The sequence below is a fragment of the Frankia sp. AvcI1 genome, from assembly GCF_001420875.1.
In the GTDB taxonomy this organism is placed as follows: Bacteria; Actinomycetota; Actinomycetes; order Frankiales; family Frankiaceae; genus Frankia; species Frankia alni.
This window is the reverse complement of the sequence record NZ_LJFZ01000001.1, coordinates 427734-450376: the sequence shown is the minus strand read 5'-3', so window position 1 is coordinate 450376 and position 22643 is coordinate 427734. Positions and strand designations below refer to the sequence as shown.

Below are 22643 nucleotides of genomic sequence, written 5' to 3'. Positions count from 1 at the left end.
NCCGAGGTCGACCGCCTTGTCCAGCGCGACGAACAGCAGACCGCCCGCACCGAGCACGCCGGCGAGCAGACCGCCGGAGACCGAGGTGATGCCGGCCAGGTAGGCGGTGGCGAACAGGGCCAGGCCGCCGACGACGGAGAAGGACTCCGCGTCCACGAGGGTCTGCTGGTAGGCCATCAGCGCGCCGCCGAGGCCGGCGATGAACGACCCGATCGCGAAGGCCGCGATCTTGACTCGGGCGACGTCGATGCCGGCGGCCGCCGCCGAGCGTTCGTTGGCACGCACGGCGAGCATGGCCGCGCCGAGCCGGCTGCGCCGAAGCTCCGCGACAGCCAGCCCGACGAGGATGAGGACCACCAGGCAGAGCAGGCCGAACTGGATGCGAGGGTAGTTCTCGCCCGCGCCTATGCGCAGGTTGAGCCCCCACAGCTTCGGGTCGGCGACCTTCGCTCCGCCGGTCCCGCCGTTGACGTCCGGGTTGCGGAACCAGATCGACTCGACCGCCATACCCAGGGCGAGCGTCACCACGGCGACCGGAAGGCCGCGGATGCGCAGCGCGGGCAGGCCGACGACAACCCCGATGATCATCGCGCCGAGCGCGGCGAGCAGCGGGGCGAGAGGGAACGGGATGTTCCAGTCCGTCGACATCCGGCTGACGAGGAAGCCGCCGACCCCGGCGAGGGTGAGCTGCGCGAGCGAGACCTGGCCGGCGTAGCCGGTGACGACCACCAGGGACAGCGTGACGATGCCGAGCAGCATCGAGGTGACGACCGCGGCCCGCATCGAGCCCGAGGTGACGACCAGCAGCACGACCGCGACCGCGGCCGGGATGACGACGTTGAGCAGCCGGTGCCGCGGCCGGGGGGCCTGGCCGAGGTTGGCGCGGATGAGCATGCCACGCGTCGGCAGCGGTCGGCCGCGCAGGACCAGGTACCCCAGGATGACGACGAGCGGAACGAGCTGGCCCAGGCCCTGCTGCGGCAGCCAGGAGTGCTGGGACTGCAGGTACTGCAGCTCGGACTGCACCATCCCGATGAGCAGACCGGCGCCGACGGCGAGGCCCAGGGAGTTGAAGCCGGCCACCAGCGCGGCGGCGAGCGCCGGCACGATGAACAGGGTGTAGGAGACCGNGATGAGCGGCACGATCGGCGAGATCAGGATGCCGGACAGGCCGGCGACCACGGCGCCGATCGCCCAGTTGGCCAGCGCGATGCGGTCCGGCGACAGGCCGGTGACCAGCGCGCCCTTCTCCGTCTCGGCGGCGGCCCGGGTGGCCAGGCCGAAGCGGGTGAAGCGGAACACGCCGGCGAGGGCGATCGCGAGGACGACGATCGTCAGNGCGAACCACAGCTTGTCACCCTGGATGCGCAGGTCGCCGATCGTGTAGTTGTCGCTGGGCAGGATCCGCTTCACCGACACGGGCGTCGTGCCGACCCGCTGGGCGAGCAGCGCCTGGAACACGATGAGCAGCCCGATCGAGGCGACGGCCTTGGCGACCGGCGGCGCGGCGCGCAGCCACCGGAACACCAGCACGTAGAGCAGGACTCCGAGCAACGCGGCGATGACCAGCGAGACGCCCAGGGCGGGCCACAACCCCCAGTCGGAGCCGACGGAGACGGTCTTCGGTAAGCCGGGGATCGGCAGCAGCAACTCGCCCCGGCGCAGGAACGCATACGTGTAGGCGGTGTAGAGGGCGATCGCGCCGGTGGCGAAGTTGACCACGCCCGAACTGCGATAGGTGACCACCAGGCCGAGCGCGAGCGCCCCGAAGACGGCTCCGCTCCCCAGCCCCAGTAGCAGGAAGACTATGTGTTGGGTCATCGCAGGCGATGTCTCCCCTCACCCTCCGTCGGCACGGCCGCGAAGTGATCGAGTGCAGTGGGTCCGGGCGGCCTGACGCGCCGGCCCGCACGCCGCAGGGACGCCGGGGCCGGGTGGATGGAAGTCCGGTTCGGGCCGGGCGCGCGGCGATCCGATCGGGACGGGGCGGCCCCTCGGGGATCGACGCGTCCGGTCGACGATCGGTGAGACGTGCGGCACACCTCTATCTTTGTAAACTAGGTAGCCGATCTGGTCAAGCGAGCGGCGATCCGTCGTGCCGGGCCTGAGGGGCTGGCCGGGCCGCCTACCAGGGCGTTCGACCCCAAAACGGCAAACGTCCCCACCGGGTGAAGGACCTGCCTTCGTCCGGTGGGGACGTCTCACGTGCCCGGGAGCGTCAGGAGCCGGCGTCCGCCTCCGCCGCGATGCGGTCCATCTCGTAGCGGACGATGCCCTCGGCGGAGTCGGCCGGCGGGGCGGGCAGGATGACCTGGCCACCCGTCCGGCTCGGCAACAGCACCACCGCCTTCGCCGGCGACGTCGTCACCCCCCGCTGGTTCTCCGCCCACACCTCGACGTCGACCTCGTTGCGGACCTCGGCCCCGTCACGCCCGGGCACCTGCCGCTTGTCCGTCACCCGCCCCTTCAACCACGTCGTGTCCCCCACGAAGTTGAACCGGCGGTGCTGCACCGACAGCTTCCACAGCCAGCCCTCGTCGCCGATCCAGTCGGTCAGCAGATGGCACAGCCACGTCTCCCGCATGCCGCCGTAGTCGTAGGACGTCGGCAACCCCAACTCCTGCGCCCGCGCCGGCTCCCAGTGCAACCGCTGCACCGTGTCGGGAACGTTCAGGGCGTTCGCCGGATACAGCCCCGGCGCCTTCGCCCGCACCCGGTACGCCAGCCGGAACGCACCCGGCGGAGTGAGCTGCATCCCCCAGCCCAGGTGCCACACCACCACGTCCGTCGTCGTCAACGGNCCCTTGACCTTCGTCGGCAACTCCTCGCCGACCACCACGTCCTCGAAGTACCGCGGCTGCCCACCCCGCCGCGACTCCGCCGCGTACAGGGCGTCGATCTGCGCCAACTGCTCCGCCGAGTACGGCTCCGGCAGATCGTNCTCCTTCTTCCGCTCCCGCGACGTGTGCCGCTCGGCGTTGATCCAGGTGCCGCGCTGCAGGCAGGTGGGCTCCCCGTGCTGGTTGGCGAAGATGAAGTCGTGGGTGACGTGCGCGGTGCGCCCCCCGAAGGAGCTGGGCTTGGCCGCCACCCCGACCTGGGTACGCAGGCAGCGCGCCCGGTCACCGAGGGCGAACGGCCGCCACCACTCGAACTCCATCACCGCCTGGTAGGACCCCAGCCCCGCGAACGGGTCGCCCCTGAGCAGCGCCTTCGTCTCCGGATCCGGCCTGGGCGCCGCGTCCTCACCCATCGTGTACAGGAAGGTCGGCGGCGCGATGAGCGTCCCCCAGCGGGTGCCCTTGCCGTAGTCCGGATCGCAGTACAACGGGTTGTCGTCGCCGTAGCCGTAGGCGAAGTGCCGGGAGGCGTCCCAGGTCACCTCGTAGTTGTGCGGCGGGTTCGGCAGGGGCTGCNGAACCCCGATCCGCCTGCGCGACCGCTCGAAGGCCGCGTCCGTCAGGACACCGAAGCGCTCAGCACTCTCATCCACCACCTAGTTATAACAGATAACTATGTTGACGGCGAACAGAGGAGCGGGGCCACACAAAAGATCACCTACCCCCGAGGGGTGGAACGACAGGGTAGGAGGTGCGNGATCGGACGGATGCATCCCGCAAACGCCCTGGTAGAGGAAGCTACCTGGGTCTGCGGGAGCCGCAGGCCCGCGTGTTGCCGTGGACTGCGGGCCGCGATCCACGGTCCCTGCACACGAGGTGCGAGGCCACCTTCGTACCCGCGGGGCGCTCGCCGGGCGAGATCACGTCGCAGCCGAGTAGCTGCGTCGATCGGCCAAATTGATGAGGTCCCCGGCGTCGACCTCCCGTGACCACATAGCGTCAACGACCCCTCTGATCCGATCCTCCGACCCTGGCCACAGGTGGCCATAGACATCCAGGGTGGTGGACGCCGATGCATGCCCCATAGCTCTTTGCGTGTCTTTCACATCAGCTCCGCCGGCGATAAGCGTCGAAGCGTACAGATGNCGGAGATCATGGAGACTATGATCGACCTCCAGGGCGTCGGCGGCGATTGCGCCCGCATCTGTACCCAGAGCGCGTAGATCAGCGACANCCTGCTGCCAGACTCCTGTCCACTGCTGGCCGAAGTTGGCTCCGCTCAGCAGGGTATCGTTCGACGTCCGGAAAATTGGCCGGACGGTGTGGGTTTCACCCTTCGCGCTGCGCCCACGCTCCCGAAACACCGTCACACGGATCGGCCTTGGGGGGAGCCGCTCCAGGTGGAAGGTGAACGCGCTCGCCAGTCGATCCGGTATTGGCTGCACCCGGTCGGACGAGGGATTTTTTGTGGGGGCAAGACATTGCCCAAGCCCGGGTCGGCCCGCTCTTTGACGGTCGATAGTGAAGACCTGATGGAGTACGTTGACGCGGTCCTCTGTGAGCCCGAGCGCCTCGCCTTGCCGTACTCCGGCGAAGGCCGCGAGTGCAGGGACAAGCCGCAGGTGATCCGGAGCAGCGNCAATCAGCGCATGTGCAGCGATCAATGGGAGCGGCATGACCGGTACAAGTCGGATCNCCGGGCTCTTGATCGCAGTGCACGGGGATGCCGGAATCCTCTTGTCGAGCACGGCCTGGATCATTACCGACTGGAATATCATGAACGTGAGGGATATGGTTTTGGGGCTGTATTCATTCCCGAGCTCTGTCAGCCACTCTCTGATCGCTATTGGCGAGATCGTACCGATNGACACTTTCCCCCAACGGGGGAGGATCGACATTTTCAGTCGGGTTTCATAGGTGATGAAAGCGTTATGCGATAGATCCGATCGATTGCGTATCCACTCGTCCGCCGCAACCTCGAAAGGGGTTTTCGGGCCGACAGGGTCTATCCATCGCCCTTCAGTGACGTCGATATTTACTTTCCGGTCGAAATCCTCGGCTGGTCCTCGCTTGTGGAAGCTTTTGCTTCGACCTTTTCCCTCGGGGTCGGTGTAGTGGACACGCCAACGTCGTCCCACATTGTGCCGTGCCGCCTTCTCTCGTGTGATCTTTCCTGTCATCGGATCCACAACTTTGTTGAACCAGCGGTCTTCGATGCTCATCGATCGCCTCGGGGCAGGGATGCAGTGACCGCGGCAGGGCCCTGCGCGTCGGGCTGTGGAGTCTGCCCTTGAGGCCAGCTCGGGAAGAGGGCCCGCCGTCGCGCGAAGCGGCGGCGGTGCCGCCGGNAGACGGTGTCGGCGGCGTGCGCGAGCCGTGGGAGGGGTCTGAGGTTCGGAGGCATGGTCTGTCCTTGGGGTCCTGGATTCCGACCCCCTACCCCATTACCGCCCTCCCCTGGGAGTATCTACCCCCGTGGGATGCCATGGGGTAGGTAGATGGGCAGGTCGAGGGCATGCAAGGTGAGGTAGGGGTCTCTACCCCTCAAACGGTACCGCCTCGGGCGGTGCTGTACATCGAGGACGTTGGGGCGCAATTGGGGAAGAGTCCCGACGCGATGCATCAGTGGCTTCACCGGTGGAGGCAGGGGCTGACCAGCGCGGAGCCGCCGCCGATGGTCAAGATCGATGGCAGGCGCCTCGCGTGCACCCCGGAGTCGTTCGCGGCGTGGATCCGGCGGAAGGCGGCTGAGGCCGCCTGACGCCGGCCATGGGGTGGCGGTCCGCTCACCTCCGCTCCCGCGGGAGGGGGTGAGCGAGACTGCCGCCTCTCGCTTACGTCGTGGGCGGCGCAGTGAGGGTGACCGCGGCGCGCGCACCGGAGCGGTAGAGGCCGTCCGCGGCGTCCGGGAGCAGCCGTGCCGGGTTTGTGGCCGTCAGTGCCAGGTGGGCCGCGGTGATGACGGCGAGCAGTATCACCACCAAGGGCCTGCCCAGGCATCTCATGGGCAGGCGTAGTCGGTGGGCTGGTGGGCGCCCAGGTTGGCTGGGCAGGCCGGCTGTGCAGGTGGAGCGCAGCAGATCCTCCAGGTACGCGGCGAACGCTGGTGTGACGACTTCCCCCTCGCGGAGGATCACCACGCGCTGGNCGGCCGGGCTGACCGCGGCGACTCCGGGTGCCGGCAGCTTCGGAGACGACGTTACGTAGACCATGTGGTCCCCCCAACGTTGTGGATGACCACGTTTCTAGCTGCCAAGCATTGATCCTGTAATGCGGATGGTTGTTCAGTGCCCGGATGTTGTTACACGTTGTTACTTGACGGTGACTGTCGCTAGGACGGCTGTCACAGCCGCCTGGATGAGCTCGCCGAGACGCTCCGGGTCCGCGCTGACCAGGCCATCCGGCACCAGGACCTTGATTCCGTCCGGCCCGTCGATCTGCACGAATCTCGTGGGACCGGAGTGTCGGGGGCGCGAATCCGTAGGGGAAAACCCTGGCCGTCTCGTTACCATCGGCAACTCTCCCCCAACGTCCAAGTTAACTGCGGGTACCTCGTCGGGAACGGTAGGAGACGTGACAGGGGGTGGCGCCGCCACTGNCTGCCTACCCCGAGGGCGACTCGGACCGATTCCGTCGGCCAGGCGATCGTCCCAGCGGTCACCCAGTGCGGCAACGATCTCCTGCCGCCGCCCGAGGCCCGGCATCTGCNCGCCCTTGATCCATGCGGAAATCCGCTGCTGACCGACTGGATGGCCGGGAAGACGCTCCTTCAGCGCGCGCGACATCGCCGAGGCGTTGCCGTCGTACCGCTCATCTCGGACCTTCTGCATATAGCGGGACCACTCGCACAGCGNCTGCCCCTGACCGTCCTTACCACCGGTGACCTCGTCCTTCATAGCGGCAGGCTACCGGAATAAACCGTGTAACTCCGCCAGGTGGCCGAGGGTTGTGGATCTGCCTGGCTACATGCGCGGGGGTTGCCTGGCGGGTCACCAGGCGGCTAGTTACCCAACTACCCCCTACCCCAATAAACGGTGTAACCTACCCCTAGTCGAAAGGGGTAGGGGTGAAGGTAGATGCAGCGCACTGTGGAGGGGCAGCGATCAGNGGGCCGGCCCGGCCGGCCGCGCATGTCCACGCAGCCGGGTCCGTACGCAGAGGCAAACAACAGCGAAACGCTGAGCACCAGGCGTGCGGCGCTGGGCTACTCCCAGGCGGGGGTGGCCGAACTGCTGGGGGTGACCCAGCAGCACTACGGCCATCTGGAGGCCGGCACCCGGCGGCTGACCGAGGAGCACCGGACAGCCTTGATCAGTCACGGGCTGCTTGATCGGCAGAGGTCTACCGGTCTTTAGGGGTGGGGTTGGTGCCCGGCATGGCACCAACCCCACAGAACAACAAGGGGTGATAGATGGACAGTAACACGGACAACTCCGGTACGCGAACGGTGACAGCCGAACCGCCGCCACCCTTGGTCTTCGGCCACCCCGTGGAGAGGGTGAACNGCACCTACACCGACCCGGCCACCGGCCGGACCTATCTGGCCGTCACCGAGGTACTGGGGGTGATCGGAGCCGGCTTCGCGGTGAAGCGGTGGATCGCCTCCACCGTGGCCCGCTGNGCGACCGACCACGCCGAGCAGATCGAGGACATGCTCCACCCCGCTGGCCGGGCCGTGCCCGCCGCCTACATGCAGTTCCTGGCCGACTATGTGCTGATCCAGCAGTTGCCGGCTCGCCGGCGAGTGCAGGCGATCGACCGCGCGGTGACAGTGCTTGCCGCAGTGATCGCCGCCGGGGAACGNCAGCGTGCCACGGTCGACGAGCAGGCCCGTGACCGTGTGGTGGCCATGTTGGCTGCCGAGCCCGATCGGCAGCGCGACGCAGCGGCCGAGCGGGGAAAGGCCGTGCACCGTGCCGCCCAGGCCATNGTCCTGGAGCGGGGCCGCGTAGACGTCGAGGAGAACGCCGCCGGCTACGTGGATGCCTTCAACGCCTTCTGGGCCGAGTGGGCACCGGTGNCCGTCTTCGCCGAAGCGGTGGTTGCGGACCCGGAGGCCGGGTGGGCCGGGACCGCGGACCTGATGATCTGGCATCCGGTCTACGGGCTGATCCTGGTCGACATCAAGACCGGAAACAGTCTGTGGCCCGATCACGCCGTGCAGCTGACGGTCTACGAGTCGGCGCGGGAAATCTGGCTGGACCACCTTGGCAGCAAGATCCCCATGCCNCAGGTCGACACGCTGGCGCTGCTCCACCTGCGGGGAGACCGCAGCTACGACATGCGGCTGGTCCCNCGCGACCCCGCGCACCTGACGGAGTTCGCCCGCCGGATGCAGTCGTACCGGTGGGACCGCCAGCACACCGCGAAGGCCATCGGAGGGCGGCTCCACCCCGAGGGACACATCTACCTGACGGAGATCCCCCGTATTCGGAAGGCGGTGGTCGCCGCCCTGCTCACCGAAGGGGTGGCGACGGTGACGGAGCTCGCGATGAAGGGGCGGCACTGGCTGGAGGCCTCCGACATCACCGGGATCGGGAAGGTCACCTTGGAGAAGTTGGAGCAGCACATGAGCGTGGCCGNGCGGGAACGGTGGAACGCCCCGGCCGCGGAGGCCGCAGCGTGACCAGGGACATCACTGAGACCTTCCGTCTGCAACAGGCATACCGCCGGGCCGGCGCCATCCACGTCGGGGAAGCGATGATCCCCGAGGACGGGCATGCGCGGGCGGTCCCGCTGGAGACGCTGCGGTTCTCGACGCAGTCACGCCAGATCGCGCAGACGGTGGCCGCCACGTTGGGACTGCGGCCCGGGGCGTCGCTCGAGCGATGGANCCCGCTCGGTGCGCGCCGCCCCCGGTGGCGGGTGGACACCGCGGCGCGCTGGGTCCCGGTCGTGCTACCCCCGGGGGAAGCCATCACCCAGATCTGGCAGCTGTGGCGACGCGGGCATCCCGTGCGGTCCTGCGATGGGGTGACCCAGAGCTCGGGGTCGACCTGTGCCTGCCCGGACGACGAGGCGGTCCGCCAGGTTGGCGCCCACCAGCCCCGCCCAACGGCCTGTGCCCTCTACAGCCGGGTGACGGTGCTGGTGGAGGGTCTACCTGGCTCATGGATGCTGACCTGCACCGGCCGGTACGGGGCCCGGCATCTGGCCACGGTGGNGTGGCGCATCCGCCACACGGCCGTGCAAGGAGGGCACACCCCGGCCGTGCTGGCCGTGGAGCTGACGACGGTGGAGCTGGGCCAGGAAGAGGCTGCGGTTATCGCGGTCCCCCGCTTGGAACTGGCCGAGGACCGGCCTTTGCCCCCTGGAGTCGAGGCGGCGGCACGGCAGCGGCGGGCGGTGGTGGCTGGCCCGGCCGGGGCGACCGGCCGGCGGTGGGCCTCGGCGCAGGAGTGCGCCGAGGCGATCTGTGCCGCCCGAGGGTGGGGGCAGGCCCGGCTCGCGGTGGACCATGCCCGGCGTGCCGGGTGGATGAACAGCCTGGTCACTCCCGCCGGGGGTGGGCCACCCGTTCCCCTCCAGGAACTGGCAGCCGACCGGCTACGCACGTTCGCCCCTGCTCGCCGGTAGCGCACCGACGACCCTAGACCTCTACCCCTGCGGTAGTTCGACCGTAGAGGGGCAAGGGGTACCGGTAGGGGTAGCTAAAGGGGTAGGTTTCGGCAGAGCAAAACTGGCCGGCCGGTAAACACCGGCCGGCCAGAACCAGCAGACCAGCTCAACCGGGTGCGCGGCAACGCACCCTCGGGAGATGTCATGACCGTAGCAAGAAATCCGGCAGGACGATGACCGGCACGGCCGGCAGCATCACCTTCGTCGCGGGCGCCGCCCTGGAGCCCGACGACCGTCTGTGGGATCCCACGACCCGCACCTGGCGGACGATCAGACGCATCACGCCGCGGACCCCCGTGTCGCGTTCAACCACGAGGCTGATCGGGGCGTGTCGTATCGCCGTCTTCGAGGACGGCACCCCGGTGGTCGTGCTCGCGACGGCCGCGCGGACCTGGCCGATCGCCGTCACCGGGCCCGATGACATCGTCCGAGGCGGGCAGAAACCCGCGCCGCCCGTCGACCTGCCGCCCGGNTGGACGGTGGCCTGGTGAGCCGCCCCCGGCACCGCCATCGCCAGCGGCCCGCCCAAGGCCAGCGTCGCCGCCCGACCCTGCTGATCCTGATCGGGGTGACCGGGCTGATAGCCCTCAGCTTCGCGGCGGGAGTCGAAAGCCAGCAGCAGACGGCACCACCCTCCCCACAGCAGGGGTCGGCGACCGTGCCCGTCCGCGCGGACTCCGCGGTCCGCTGCGGAGAACGTCCACCGCTCGTCGACCTGCTGGCCACCGCGGTAGGGCGGATGGCCATNCCGACCGCACACGGATCACCGCGCCCAGGCGGTAGATCATGAGCGGCCAGGGCGAGAGATCNCAGCGGAGTCAGCGCCGGTNCCGACGCTGTCAGGCTCGTCTACGGTGGGTGACCACCGCCGCGGGTAAACGAATGCCGCTGAACTGGAAGCCGAGCCAGGCCGGGAACGTGGCGCTGGTCCGAACCACTGACCAGCGGATCGTCGCCATAGTCAACCCCGGCCCAGACGTGTCCGGCCCTCGCTACACGCGCCACGGGGCCGACTGCCGTGAAGCCGAATCCCCCGGTGGGTCAGCGCAGCGGGCGGCGAAGCCCNTGAACAGCGACACCTTGTTCGAGGAGGGTGNCACGTGAGCGCGGGTGGGGCCGGTACCGCCGTCCACCGGATACCTCCGGTCGTGGCGGAGCGCGCCGGTTGGCGGATGCAGGCCGCGTGCGCGAAGAAGGCGGCGGATCAGTTCTACGGCGACAGCGCCCGGCAGATGAAAGTCGCGCAGNCGATCTGCGCTGACTGCCCCGTCACGCGAGATTGTCTGCTGTCCACTCTGGTCTTTGAGCGTGGGAGGTCTTACTACAGCCGGTTCGGAGTGGCCGGTGGGCTGACCCCGGCCCAGCGATGTGCACCGATCCAGGTGGCCACGTCGCTGACCGCGATGCGGGTCGACCGGCCGCGGATCGTCGTGGAGCTGCTGGCCCTCCCCGTTTCGGACGACAAGGTGATCCCCGGGCTGCAGGCGATCGGCCTGTCCGACGAGGAGATCACCCTGCTGCTGGNGGAGAGAGCGATAGCTGATGTCTGAGCTGGCTGCTGCGCTCACGGTCGGGATTCCGGCGGCGGTCGCGGTGTTCGCGCTGGGCTGGTGGGGCGGCCGACGCCAGTTGTGGACCCAGATACTGATCGCCCACCAGCGGCATCGGGCCTTGGGCCGCCAGGGGGCACCGCTTCCGACCGGCGGCTGGCTCTGGCCCGGCAGCGGCGCGCGAGCCGCGGGAGCCGTACACGAGGACACGGTGACAGCCACCCCGACGGGGTAGCCGCTGGGCTCCGGGCGGCCGGAAGAGGGCCGGCTGCCCGGACGCCCCGAGGCGGGCACCGCCACCCCCAGGGGCGGGGGCTACGGCGGACGGGTCCGGCCCCCCGCGGCCCGCCTCGGGGCACCTGACATCACGCGAGACCATGGGGAGGGGTAGATGCGAGAACTTCCGGCGGAGCTGGAACCGCCCGGCCCGTACGCGCGCAGGCGTCGGCTTCCGGGCCGGCGGGTGTTCAACCCTGCGACGGTCCCGGACGGCGCCTCCACCCAGGTGAACCTTGCCACCGGGGAGATCATTGAGGTGCCGCCGTCCCGCGCTCGGGCACGTCGCGTGGCCGCTCGGGTTGCCGCCCACAACGCGCGCTGGGAGGCAGTGGATGCGCAGCGGGCGTCCGCTGCGCATGAGTGGGCGGTGGTGATCCGGGCGGCGCTGCCGGCTCGCCTACCGCTGGGGTTGGAGCGCCCGCCGGACTATGAGTGGTCCGATCCCCCGTTCGACCTGCCCCGTGGGAGCGGGCGGTGAAGCGGGGCACGCCGCCTCGACGGCGCGCCCCGCTGCGTGCCGGCCAACCATCGGGCCGGGCCGGCGCCGCGCGCCGCGCCCCGCTGCGGCCGGTCTCGGCGCGGCGCTCGGCGCAGAACCGACAGCGGCGCCAGGTGCTGGCCGAGATGGCCGGTGAGATGCCGTGGTGCCAGGCCATGCACCTGGTCCCTCACGTCATGTGCGGGGGACGGGCCGTGGACGGCCACNAGAGGCTAACCCGCGCACGTGGCGGATCAATCACCGACGAACGCAACATCGNGCTGCTGTGTCGAGCCCACCACGACTGGGTGGGAGCCCATCCCATCGACGCCGAAAGGTTGAGTCTGCTGGCTCATTCCTGGGACAACGCGAAGGACGTGTGAATGTCGAAAGACGATTAGGGCCCGGTTGCGTCGAGGTGGTGGAACACCTTGAGGCAACCGGGCCCGGGTAACGCGGCACGCACCAGTGTGGAGCTGGACGCGCGATGCCTTCATACACCGGGAAGCGACTCGGCCTAGGCCGAGAAAGAAGGCAGGTCAACATTAGCATACAAAGCTGCCCCACGGCCATCGTGGGGCGAGACGGCAATCACGATCCAGGGTTGAACTCCGCTCGCGGGCCGTGGCATAGCCGACCACGCTGGGAATCCGCCGTGTGCGCCAGTATGTCCACGGCCACTGGTATCGCGGTCGTACTGCGTCTGGCCTGGTACATGCGGTGGCGCTCCTTCACGGCCGGCCACGGCGCGGACCCGGGAAACGACCAGCTGGCCCGCGACTGTCATCTGGAGGCACGGCAGGTGGGCCGCTATCTGCGGGAGGCCGAGAGCGCGGGCCTGATCCGCTGCACCCGCCCCCACGCCCCTCGCCGGCGCCCTTCGCCGTATGCCGAGTGGGAAGCGACCATGCCCCCAGAGCCGGACGCGGCCCCGTCGCCGGCGANCCCCCCGCGCCGGCCTCGCGCGGTCTGCCCGGCCGATCGGCCGGCACCGCCGATCGACCGGCCCGCGCCCGACCAGACGGCACCGATGTCCGGTAAAACGGCTGATCACCCGACACCGGCGTCGGGTGATCTGCCGGTGCACCTTTCTATGCCCCCCAGAAACCCTCACCCCTTCCCCGGCGAACAGCCGCAGCTTCCTGGTCTACCGGTAGGGGTAGTCGGAGGTGGAGGGGCCACCCCGCCTTCGACAGACGTCGCGGGTCTGGTGGATCAGCTCGCGGGCCTGGTGCGCGGCGGCGCGCGCACGGCACTGGCCGCCCGGCCCCTGGTCGTCGGGCTGCTCGGCGACGGCTACACCCCCGGCGAGCTCGCTCGCCTGGTGGCCGATCGCACGACACGGGTAGCGCAGGGGGCCCCGGTAACCAGCCCGGTCGGGCTGCTGCGGGCGATCCTGGCCGACCTGCCCCCGCCCCGTGCCCGCCGGCCGCGTCCCCGTCCCACCCCTCCACCGCACTGCCCCCCAGTACCGTCCGGATCCGCGAGACGCGTGGAGCAGATCACGGCGGCATTGGGGCCGGATCTGTACGGGCGGCTCTTGGCCGGCCGGCAGCGTGCCCAGCTAGCCACCACAGGGCGGCGGTGGACAGGCCGTACTCCGAGGTACCTCATGCAGCTGCTGGTAGCGCCGGTGTACGAGGAATTCGGCTACGACCTGGGCCGCATTCGCGCCTACGCCGAGCAGCTACCCCCCGCCTGCAATCAACCACATCTACCCCTTTACGCCTGATTCATTACCCCCTAGGGTAGGTAAGGCAGGTAATGGGGTAGCTACACGGTGGGAGGTCTGGTGGAGAACACCGCAACCTACGCGGTTCAGGTCGGGCAGCGCCTGCGTCGAGTACGGCAGCAGGCAGGCCAATCCTTGCAGGCAGTCGAGGTGCNCTCGAACGGGCGGTGGCGCACCGCCGCGGTCGGCAGCTACGAACGCGGCGACCGGAACATCAGCATGGCGGTGCTGGCCGAACTGGCCGGCTTCTACGACGTGCCCGTCCGCGCGCTGCTGTCCGACGAGGGGCGTCCTCGCGTCGAGCGGGNCGGGCACCTGGTGCTGGATCTCCCTGCCGTCAACTCCCTGGAGGGCGAGAGTCCCGACCAGGTCCTGTTGAAGCGATGNGTGCAGACCGTCCAGCAATGGCGCGGGGACTACGCCGGCCGGGTCCTCAGCCTGCGCGGCAGCGACCTGTCCCTGCTGGCCATGAGCCTCAACCGAGCCGAGGTCACGGTGATGAGCATGTTCCAGGAATGGGGGGTGCTGCACGCCACCAGCTCCCTGACAGTCCCGGGCAGCTCCTGACCGTCCGTTGACCGCCTGCCATCTCCCGGCCCATCAGCAAGAGCTGATCGGCATCACACCCGGGAGATGGCAGGCCCCCCACATGACTGCACGAAAAGCAGGGAGCAATGCAGAAGCTGACAGGAAAGGTCTGGCGGAATACGGGCCGTGCTCTGTTCGGCCGCGACCCGATGGACTGGCGGTACATCTGCGCCGGCTGCGGACGCGTTTCCACCGGCCGCATGTGGCAGAAATTCGGCCGCAGGGACGGGGCAGCACGGGCCGCCGCCGAATGCATCGGCAACGCACTGCCGCCGTCTGAGCAAGTCCGCTTGTTCCAGGCCGGAGGTTGTCTGTGGAAGGCGGCCGGACCCGTCCTGCTGAGCGGATGCGTGGAAATCATCGATGAACCACGGCGCGCGGTCTTTCCGTTCGCCGAGCCCGGGATGCGGACCTCACCGCCGCCCGTGAGCCTCCTGCTGCACTCCAGGACATCGTGATGTTCCCCGAGTGGCTGGCCGTCCCGCTGGTCCGGCTCCAGCGGGTCGCCGACTGCACCACGGACGGCTGGTGGACGCTGGATCAACTGACCCCCAGGACCGGACGGCAGCGAGGACCGGTGGCGGCTGAGGTGCAGACCGCCGCCGACCTCGGCGCCGTGCAGATCGAGGTGAGCCCGTCCCACGGCCGGCGCCGCTACCGGCTCACTCCCGCGGGTGCCCTCCTGGCCGAGCTCAAAGCGGCTGCAGCGGAACACCTTGCCTCCCCGCAGGCGTCGATCAGCCTCCCGCCGACTGCCGGAGATGGCCGGCGGCGACGGGCATGACCGGCCCCTACCGGGCGCACCCGACCGAGCTTGAGCTGCTCCGCTGGTACGCCGCGCGCCCGGGTGAGTCGCACCGGATCGCCGAGTCCGGGCTGCGGGACCGTCTGCGCAACGGGGCGGTCGANCTGCTCGACGAGGCGGGGCTCCTGGTCTTCCAGTACCCGGGTTGGACGATCACTCCTGCCGGGCAGGCTTTCGCGGCAAACCCTCTGCTCCTGGTCACCCAAGTGATCGGCTCGCTCGAGTACGAAGCCAGCGAGACCATCGGCAACTACTGCCACTCCTGTTGTCGCTCCCGGTCCGACATGACCATGTGGAAGAACTGCTACGGAGATGCGCTGTGCGATCGGTGTGCCAAGGACAAGGTGTACGAACCAAGCTGATGTGCGTAGCCCCGGCCTGATGAGCACGGGATAAGACCTGGACCACACCGTGGAAATCACGCATTACCGGTGTATAGTAGACGTGAGCCACCCGGNACCCCCCGAGCCGGGTGGCTCACCCTATTTACCGTGCTGTTCGAGCAGCCCACACGCCACCTCGACCGGCGCGCGATCACATCGTCCAACAGCACCATTGTCAGGCATGCCTGACCGCACCTGACCTGGGCTTATAGCTGTATGTACCCCCTATCTCCGTGTACGGTGACCGATAGGTAAGTCCGTACACGGAGGAGGGCCGGGCATATGGNGATGGGCGGGAGCAAGGCGGCGCAGGAGTCCGAGCCTCTGCTCACCCCGGCAGAGGTGGCCACGATGTTCCGGGTGGACCCGAAGACCGTGACGCGCTGGGCGAAGGCTGGGAAGCTGACCTCGATCCGCACTCTAGGCGGGCACCGACGCTATCGGGAAAGCGAGGTTCGAGGCCTCCTCAAAGGGNATCCGACATCGTGACCCTGNAGGCCGGTGGTACCGTTGATCTATGGAGAATGCGGTATGCCGGGTACCGGCCTGCTCCAGNGGCGTGCACGTCGAGGGCGTGAACGGGCCGTCCTACACCGCCCTGTTCTGCCTGCCGCACCTGGCCGCTCTCCCGGCCCGGATCCGGATGCCATTGATGGCATTCTGGACGCTGCGCACGAAGCTGGAAGACCCCTGCACTCCTACCGCCTCCGAGACGCGGCTGGTGGAACGGGCCCTCCAGGAGATCCGTGGGATGGAAGCCGCCGGAGTGCGGTTTCTGCTGGTCCCGGCCTAGAACTTCTGCGTGGATGGCAGGCCCCCGTCCTGCCATCCACGCAGGTCACAGCCCTGCGGGACGGCCCTCGGTGGCTAGGCATGACGGTGGGCCCGCTGATGTCGTTGGCGGGCCCACCTCGTTCATCACCGTCCCGGAGAACCGGTGCTACCTGGGGTTGGGGGCGGCCCGAGGTTCTTGAGGTTGGGGGGCGGCAACCGGCGTTCCCGCTCCTGCCGTGCCAGTCGTGCAGAGACCAGCGCGCGCACTTCGATCCTGATCGGCTGCCCTTCCGGTACCCGGGCAAGCGACTGAGCCCGGACGCAGCGCAGACCGCCGAACATATCCCTGAGGCCCCAGCGAGAATCCTTGCCCAGGCGGTGAACGCACCGCCTGCACACGCAGCGGCCGTCCAGCATCCACACACCGTGCTCGTCTTGCAGGCTGCCCTGATACATCACGGCGTGGCCGATCAGAGCACGAAGCTCGTCATGCGTGAGAGGGGTGTCGGGTGCGCCGCCAGTCATTGGTCGTTCTCCGGTGTCTCGGGCGCCGGTCCGCGCCGCAGGCACTCGGCCAGCAGGGCGGGCACCGTGACGTACGCGGCGGCCACNGCGGCCGCCTTCCCGGTCTCCTCGTCGAGCGCAATGCCGCGCCCGGCGACGGCATACCGGATGGCGGATGCGATCGCGGCCGTGCCGAACTGGCCCTCCGATTCCGGGGACAGGGGGAAGGCTCGGCGCATGAAGGGTGACTGCGGTCCGCGAGCGGTCACCACCGCAACCATNACGACCGACAGGGTGCTGTCACGGCCAAGTTGCAGCGCCTCCACATGGCTGGCCGCCGGCAGGGCCAGCCAGCCCACGTCCGGACCCCCGTCGCAAATCACCACATAGGTGGGCTTGGCGCGGGCGGGCATCACCATCCCTGCGGCCCGCAGCTGCCCGAGCAGGGACTCGATGGCCGCCTGGATCGCTGCCCGTTCCCGCTGGTGATCGTCCTGGTCGTCGGCAGTCGCGGCATGGCTGGCACGCGCGGCCTCGACGGCACGATCAAGGTCCGCGTCGCCGAACAGCACGTCGGCCGCGGACCGCTGCTCCAGCAGCCTCCCGTACTCCCCCAGCACCGCCGCCACGGCTGCCTGCGCTGCGTCGCGCATCGAACCGTCGGTGGCTGCCAGCGCGGCGCAGGCCAGGGGGGTGAGCCGCTCCACGTCACGCGGATCAACCACCCGAGGCCGCGGCGGGTCCGTCAGTGGACGGTCCTGCGGCACACCGAGCAGGATCCGCCGCGCGTCGCCGGCCCCCAGGATCATCTTGGAGATCGCCGCGTGCAGCTCGAGGCTCAGGAACTCCGCTTCCTGCTCCCCCTGTGTCTCCAGGGAGGCCAGGTAGTCCAGGGCGATCGCGCCGTACTGGCGTGCGTTTTCGAGCCGCTGCCGTATCCCCTGCGCGCCGTCGGCGATCTGGTCGGTCATGATGCCTCGTTCGTGTCGTCGTCGGCTGTGGGGGCGGGACGGCGTCCGGTGATGCCACCGTCGTAGGGGATGGTTCCCGTGGTCTCCCGATTGGCGAGGGAGCGAGTGACGGTCAGCGTCTTTTGGTTCACCCTGCGCACGGGCAGGGCTTCACCTCGGTAGACCACCAGGTCGCCGACCTTGAAGTCCCCCGGCCCCCAGGCCTTCTCCCCTGCCTGTTCCTTGAGGGCGATCTGCTCCCGCAGGTAGTCCAGCTCCCCGGCCCACTGCTCAAGGTCCCCGTGGCGGGCTGCCACCCACCAGGCAAGGGTCTGGCGGATGGGACCGAAAGCCCTCCTGATCTCGTTCTCCGCCAGCCGCCGACGGGTCCGGTGCATGTCGGCCTCGATCCGCTGGACCCGTCGCAGCATCGCGTCCAGGTTGGTGCGGCTCGTCGGCCACTGTTCCGCTGCCCGCTGCCGGGCCTGCCAGTACTGGGCCGTGTCCCGTTCTTCCGCGGCCTTGTCCTGGTTAGACCACGCTTGTTCGCGGCGCCGCTTGTCCGCCGCGTAGCTGTAGTGGTCAACCAGCATGGGCTGGCCGGGTGAGATGCCCCCCAGGACCCGGTCCGCGGCGGCCTCCCGGCTGTCGGCACGACTGGTGGCGGACCGCGCGTACCCGGCGTACCGCTGGGCGCGGTCCTCGGCATCGAGGAGCCGTCCCCGCTCGGCGGTGGCGAAGTCCGGCGGCGTCTCGTCGATCGTGATGATGACGGTGTGCCCGGCGGCACGCAGCGCCTGCGCCGCTGGCTGGATGATGTGCGTCTTCGCGGCTCGACCGCGGGAGTAGACGATGCTGCAGCAGTCCAAGGAGCGGAACCAGCGGAACCCGTTCGCCACCAGGATTTCGTAGGTGCCGTCCCCCTTCACCGAGCCGTCCACCAGGGTGCCTTCTTCCCGGGTGTGGGTGATGGTGATGGTGGCCATCACGCGGCCATCGACAGCGCGCTGTGGAGTACCGCCAGGCCGGTGGGNGTGAGCGTCACCCGCCGCGGATCCAGCGGCCTAGCGCCGGGCGGTGCCCACACCAACCCGGTGCGGTGTGCCCTCCGCGGCAGGCCGGGGTCGACCCGCCGCCGATCCACTTCCCACCGGCCGGCGGTGACCCCCTCCTCCGCCCAGGGGTGGAAGACAACGGTCTGGTGCGACACCAGGACCAGGAAGTCACGCAAGGCCAGGTCATGCGCGGGATGCACAGACATTCGATCTCCTCTCCGTTCTCTGTTGACAATGGTTACCCTACTCAAAACAAGGGGTAAGGCAAACGGTAGAGGTGNCAGCACCCGCTGTTACACCCCCGCGCAGCCGCCGGCTGCCCGCATGATGGGGTGACGGGCCTCCGAGCACAGACAGGGACGCGATGGCGCGACGGGACACCCTCACCCCCGACCGNCAGAAAACGATCTGCGACGCGCTGCGGGCGGGGCTGTTCCACGCCACCGCTGCCGCGTTGGCCGGTGTCGGGGATGCCACCCTGCGCCGGTGGCTGCAGCGCGGCCGGGAGGACCTGGCTGCCGGACGCGCGACGAAGTGGGCCACCTTGGCCCAGGACACCGCGCGAGCGGAGGCCACCGCCGAGGTGCGATGGGCCGGCCAGATTCAGACCGCCGCGGCGGCCGGAGATTGGCGCGCCGGCGCGTGGATGCTCAGCCACCGGTTCCCGGCCCGCTGGTCCGACAAGATCGACGTCACGCTCGGGTTGGAGGACGGCGCGTTCGATGAGGTCGTGCGCCAGCTTGCCGACCTGGTCGTCGACCACGTCGACTCTGAGGCCCCGAACGGCCAGAGGGGCCCGGCCCGGTAGACCCCCGGGTGCCCCAGCGTGGCCGTCGGGGTGCCCACCTGTGCGTTGGGCACCCCGACGGCGGCGGCTAGTCCTTGGCCTGCATGTACCAGGTGGCCGGAAGGACGGTCACGTACGGTCCGAACACCTCGCGGCCGTGGACCTGCTGCCAGATAGCTGCCTCGGCGTGGAGGACCTCCAGCGCGCCAGGAGCGGCGACGACCCCCACGCTCACCGGCGTGNGCGCGTTGTCCGCGGCTCGGCGGGCTGGGGCCAGGCGAGCAACGGTGAGCCGCTGCGCGAAACTGGCTGCGATCAGGTCCAGCAACTGCTGGGTCGGCAGGACCTGCCCGGTGCGGCTGTACTCCGCCAGGCCGCGGTGCACCAGGCTGGTCACGGTCGTGGCGTGGAAGCGGGTGGGCGCCGTCGGCGTCTCGCGCACAGCGTCGGCCNCGATCTTCAGGGCGGCTGTGTGCTGTCGGGGGGTCAGCTCTTCCAGGGTGGTCGTGTCGGGCATCGTGCNCTCCCCTCGGATTCTTTGTTGACATTGCCAATAGTGAACTTTTTTTCACCCCTCAAGCAACCCGTCGCCNTGAGGCTACCGCATGCCTAGAGGTGAATGAACGTGTAAACTTAGCAACGTCAACAAAGAACATGTGCGAGAGGACGCCATGCCCATCAGCCTCGGTAGCACCGTCTACCTGTCAAAGCACCCCGACGCCCGCGGGGTGGTCACAGCACTCGTCCAGGACAACGCCGGGAACTGGGCCGATGTCGCGTGGCCCGACGAGCCGGTGACTATCCGCCACCCACTCACCGCCTTGCAAGAGGCTGCCTCCGATGCAGGGGTGACCGCGCCCCCGACCGGACTGGGTCTCACTGGACCGATCACGGCCCGCCCGGTGGACCAGGCCCTGACCACGCGCTGGCGGCGCCTACTGCGCGGGTTCGCGCCCGACATCCGGACCGTGCAGGCCGTTGCCCTGGCCGAGCTGGAGCCCCGGCTGGCCACGGTGCACCGTGAGCTCACCGCCGGTCAGACCACCCTCAACCCCGCCGGCACGATCACCGAGGCGCTGTCCATTATCGAGGCCACCTTCGAGGTGACCGACGCCATCTGGATTCAAATCGAACGCGGGCGCCCGAGAGTTGGAGGCTTGCTCTCGGGACGCCGATTCCGCAAGCGGTGACACACCCGGTAGGGGAAGTAGGTCACCCCTACCGGAGCGATCGGCCCGCCGCCCCGTCGCGTGCGGCGGGCCGGTGTCCCGCGACGCCAACGCCGCCGCGCCGGCCTCTCTCACGGTGACCCGGAGCTGTACCCGGAAACCGCCTGCCACCTCGTCCTGCCGATCGCGCGCAGCCCGCGCATGGCCGTGCCAGGCACGGCCCTTGTGATCTCACGCGGAGCCTTGATGATCCCTGACTACGTCCTCCTGCTGCCCACCCCATGGGGTGAGGTGCCCCTGACTGCCTCCCCCGGGGCGACCGTNAAGCTGACGGTGTCACCCACGCTCACCCCGGATCTGATCGTGAACGTGGACGGCCAACGCCTCCAGTTCGAGGCGACACTGGACAACGAACACCGCGGGTGGAGGGTCCGCCACTGTCGCATCCGCCCGTGGGACAGCGACCAGCACGCGTCACCCGAGGCGACCAACGAAGTCATCCGAACCCTGCGGGACGCCGCCGAGTTCTACTTCCGCGATACCCACGTGCTGGAGCTGCTGTGGGAACGGCAGGCCCTGCGGGCAGCGATCCAGCGACGGGTAAGAGACCCCCTGGAGCTCCTTGCCGACCTGGACAGTGCGCTGCAGCGTGCCGTCGACACGGCTCGGGGCGCCTATGAGGCCCGCGTGGACCGGCCGCTGCCCGGGCCCGAGCAGCGGCCCACGAGTCCCGAGGCCGACCAGTGATCGTGGAGTACAGGGCCATCCCGACCCGGTTCGGCGATGCGATGTTCCGCGTCACCGCCGACGGGGAGGTCGAGGTGACGGCGNCCCCGACGCTCACCCCCGCCCTCACTGTGACCCTGAACGGGATCCACCTGCAGTACCGCCTGTACTTCGATCCCGAACACGCGTGGCAGNCAACCTACGACTCTCGGGTCCAGCGATGGCAAGGCCGGCGCCGCATCCCGCCGACGACGGTCAACGCCGTGGTGAACCAGGTCCGCACCGACACCCGCAGCTTCTTCGCGGACCACCCCGGGCTGCTCGACTACCTCGCCGCCGTGGCCAGGTGGTCAACGCATCTGGAGGACTTGCGTGCCCACGTGGAGAGAAGCACCACCGAGCTGGATCGTGCGCAACGGCGGGTGGAGGAAGCGCGCGCCGAACTCGACACCGCCGAGGCGGAGCTGCTGTCCGCGGAGCCTTCCAGGCCGTCCGAACCGATCGGGGTCCGTTGCCCACCCGTGCTAGTTCGTATATAGTTACCAATGTCAACGGGGAGCGTAACCCCTGCTGACCAGCCCTTTCCCATCTCACCAAGGAGCGCCATGGAAACCCCTGAGACCCCGCGGTTGCCAGACGACCTGATCATCAAGGCCGACAAGCTGGCCCCCTTCCCCCGCTGGGAGGTACTGGTCGCCTACCGCGGCCGGATCCGCTACCTCACCCCCGAGCAGGCCCGCACCCAGGCCCGCAAGCTGGCGATGAACGCCCGCGACCCGAAGATCACCGCCGCGGTACAGGCCCTGCGGCACGCCGCCGCGGAGTGCGGCCGTCTGGAGCGCGCACACCGGAAGGAGAGGCGCGCCGGCTAGCACCCCGTCCCGCCCCCGGCACTGCCGGGGGCGGGGTCACCCCCGCCGCATGAGCCCATAGGTAAACGCCTTCTGAGCCCCGAGAGGAACGCATGTTCGCGATCGTCAAGACCTTCGAGGCCTGGCTGCAGCAGGCCAAGGCGGCCCAGGCCCGCCTGCAGGCGGCGAATGGCGGCAAAGACATGCCGCTGCGGGAGTACCGCGCCGCCGACCCCGTCGCTTTCGCACAGCTGATTCAGGCCCTCGACGCCCTGACGCCGTACACCGGGAAGCCCGTTGCTGAGGACCTGCGGGAGCTGGCGGGATTGAAGGACGTCAACCAGATCATCTAAAATGATCACGAGGTGCCGGCGGACTCCACGACAGGTGGAGGCGTAACCCGCCGGCACCTCAGCCCTTTCCATGACCGNCCGAGGAGCACACGGCCGGTCGCCCGCAGGATACCCGCCCTGGAGGCCGCATGGACTGCCCCATCACTCCCTATGCCGCAGGGGANGGCGTCGACCTGGAAGTGCGCGACGCCCAGGGCCAGC

General features: G+C 69.2%; 14 protein-coding genes and 5 pseudogenes. 14 read left to right on the top strand and 5 right to left on the bottom strand.

What is annotated here, in order from left to right:
* Nucleotide 1: 1 nt before the first annotated feature.
* The 4 genes and pseudogenes from UK94_RS36745 to UK94_RS36730 all read right to left on the bottom strand — a co-directional run.
* Nucleotides 2-1130 (bottom strand): annotated as a pseudogene (locus tag UK94_RS36745) (branched-chain amino acid ABC transporter permease); the annotation flags it as partial.
* A 1-nt stretch (nucleotide 1131) separates the two neighbouring features.
* Nucleotides 1132-1338 (bottom strand): annotated as a pseudogene (locus tag UK94_RS36740) (hypothetical protein); the annotation flags it as partial.
* A gap of 1 nt (nucleotide 1339) precedes the next feature.
* A pseudogene (locus UK94_RS36735) lies at nucleotides 1340-1821 on the bottom strand (ABC transporter); the annotation flags it as partial.
* A gap of 1120 nt (nucleotides 1822-2941) precedes the next feature.
* The coding region (locus tag UK94_RS36730) for a MaoC family dehydratase N-terminal domain-containing protein (protein ID WP_268761185.1) at nucleotides 2942-3409 on the bottom strand (468 nt) is incomplete at its 3' end.
* 7591 nt (nucleotides 3410-11000) lie between these two features.
* Between UK94_RS36730 and UK94_RS01900 the strand changes: the two genes are divergently transcribed.
* The 9 genes and pseudogenes from UK94_RS01900 to UK94_RS01855 form a co-directional block, all read left to right on the top strand.
* Nucleotides 11001-11243, top strand: a complete 243-nt coding sequence (locus tag UK94_RS01900; RefSeq protein ID WP_055748441.1) for a hypothetical protein — start codon at nucleotides 11001-11003, stop codon at nucleotides 11241-11243.
* A gap of 156 nt (nucleotides 11244-11399) precedes the next feature.
* The gene (locus UK94_RS33460; protein ID WP_157734070.1) at nucleotides 11400-11765 is read left to right on the top strand and encodes a hypothetical protein; all 366 of its coding nucleotides are present in this window, start codon (nucleotides 11400-11402) and stop codon (nucleotides 11763-11765) included.
* A 1210-nt stretch (nucleotides 11766-12975) separates the two neighbouring features.
* Nucleotides 12976-13497 carry a hypothetical protein gene (locus UK94_RS33455; protein WP_157734069.1) on the top strand — a complete coding sequence of 174 codons (522 nt, stop codon included), beginning with the start codon at nucleotides 12976-12978 and terminating at the stop codon, nucleotides 13495-13497.
* Between the two features lie 387 nt (nucleotides 13498-13884).
* Nucleotides 13885-14064 (top strand): annotated as a pseudogene (locus UK94_RS36725) (hypothetical protein); the annotation flags it as partial.
* A gap of 107 nt (nucleotides 14065-14171) precedes the next feature.
* Entirely contained in the window at nucleotides 14172-14543 is a 372-nt protein-coding gene (locus UK94_RS33450) for a VVA0879 family protein (RefSeq protein WP_157734067.1), read from the top strand.
* The gene (locus UK94_RS01870) at nucleotides 14543-14869 is read left to right on the top strand and encodes a hypothetical protein (RefSeq protein ID WP_055748435.1); all 327 of its coding nucleotides are present in this window, start codon (nucleotides 14543-14545) and stop codon (nucleotides 14867-14869) included. Before UK94_RS33450 ends, UK94_RS01870 begins: the two co-directional genes overlap by 1 nt.
* Nucleotides 14870-14994: 125 nt before the next feature.
* Nucleotides 14995-15252 (top strand): hypothetical protein (locus UK94_RS01865; protein ID WP_235486096.1); only part of this gene is annotated, 258 nt, incomplete at its 5' end.
* Between the two features lie 309 nt (nucleotides 15253-15561).
* Nucleotides 15562-15747 (top strand): annotated as a pseudogene (locus UK94_RS01860) (BldC family transcriptional regulator); the annotation flags it as partial.
* An 82-nt stretch (nucleotides 15748-15829) separates the two neighbouring features.
* The coding region (locus UK94_RS01855; RefSeq protein ID WP_235486094.1) for a hypothetical protein at nucleotides 15830-16066 on the top strand (237 nt) is incomplete at its 5' end.
* A 1452-nt stretch (nucleotides 16067-17518) separates the two neighbouring features.
* On the opposite strand, the gene UK94_RS01845 is transcribed toward UK94_RS01855, so the two are convergent.
* Entirely contained in the window at nucleotides 17519-18487 is a 969-nt protein-coding gene (locus UK94_RS01845; RefSeq protein ID WP_055748431.1) for a DUF3560 domain-containing protein, read from the bottom strand.
* 466 nt (nucleotides 18488-18953) lie between these two features.
* On the opposite strand from UK94_RS01845, the gene UK94_RS01835 reads away from it, so the two are divergent.
* The 5 genes from UK94_RS01835 to UK94_RS01805 all read left to right on the top strand — a co-directional run.
* On the top strand, nucleotides 18954-19364 hold a 411-nt coding region (locus tag UK94_RS01835), incomplete at its 5' end, for a hypothetical protein (protein WP_235486092.1).
* Between the two features lie 650 nt (nucleotides 19365-20014).
* The gene (locus UK94_RS01825; RefSeq protein WP_157734066.1) at nucleotides 20015-20533 is read left to right on the top strand and encodes a hypothetical protein; all 519 of its coding nucleotides are present in this window, start codon (nucleotides 20015-20017) and stop codon (nucleotides 20531-20533) included.
* Between the two features lie 303 nt (nucleotides 20534-20836).
* Nucleotides 20837-21259: hypothetical protein (locus tag UK94_RS01820; RefSeq protein ID WP_235486089.1), on the top strand; the 423-nt coding region annotated here is incomplete at its 5' end.
* A gap of 584 nt (nucleotides 21260-21843) precedes the next feature.
* Nucleotides 21844-22110 carry a hypothetical protein gene (locus UK94_RS01810; protein WP_011603913.1) on the top strand — a complete coding sequence of 89 codons (267 nt, stop codon included), beginning with the start codon at nucleotides 21844-21846 and terminating at the stop codon, nucleotides 22108-22110.
* Between the two features lie 92 nt (nucleotides 22111-22202).
* Nucleotides 22203-22442 (top strand): hypothetical protein, encoded by a 240-nt coding sequence (locus UK94_RS01805; protein WP_055748424.1) that lies wholly within the window; start codon nucleotides 22203-22205, stop codon nucleotides 22440-22442.
* Nucleotides 22443-22643 lie beyond the last annotated feature (201 nt).

Coding starts and splice junctions, on each gene's coding strand:
- UK94_RS33460 (WP_157734070.1), top strand. CDS start 11,400: ATGCGAGAACTTCCGGCGGAGCTGGAACCGCCCGGCCCGTACGCGCGC.
- UK94_RS01845 (WP_055748431.1), bottom strand. CDS start 18,487: ATGGCCACCATCACCATCACCCACACCCGGGAAGAAGGCACCCTGGTG.
- UK94_RS33450 (WP_157734067.1), top strand. CDS start 14,172: ATGCAGAAGCTGACAGGAAAGGTCTGGCGGAATACGGGCCGTGCTCTG.
- UK94_RS01825 (WP_157734066.1), top strand. CDS start 20,015: ATGCCCATCAGCCTCGGTAGCACCGTCTACCTGTCAAAGCACCCCGAC.
- UK94_RS01900 (WP_055748441.1), top strand. CDS start 11,001: ATGTCTGAGCTGGCTGCTGCGCTCACGGTCGGGATTCCGGCGGCGGTC.
- UK94_RS01810 (WP_011603913.1), top strand. CDS start 21,844: ATGGAAACCCCTGAGACCCCGCGGTTGCCAGACGACCTGATCATCAAG.
- UK94_RS01805 (WP_055748424.1), top strand. CDS start 22,203: ATGTTCGCGATCGTCAAGACCTTCGAGGCCTGGCTGCAGCAGGCCAAG.
- UK94_RS01870 (WP_055748435.1), top strand. CDS start 14,543: ATGTTCCCCGAGTGGCTGGCCGTCCCGCTGGTCCGGCTCCAGCGGGTC.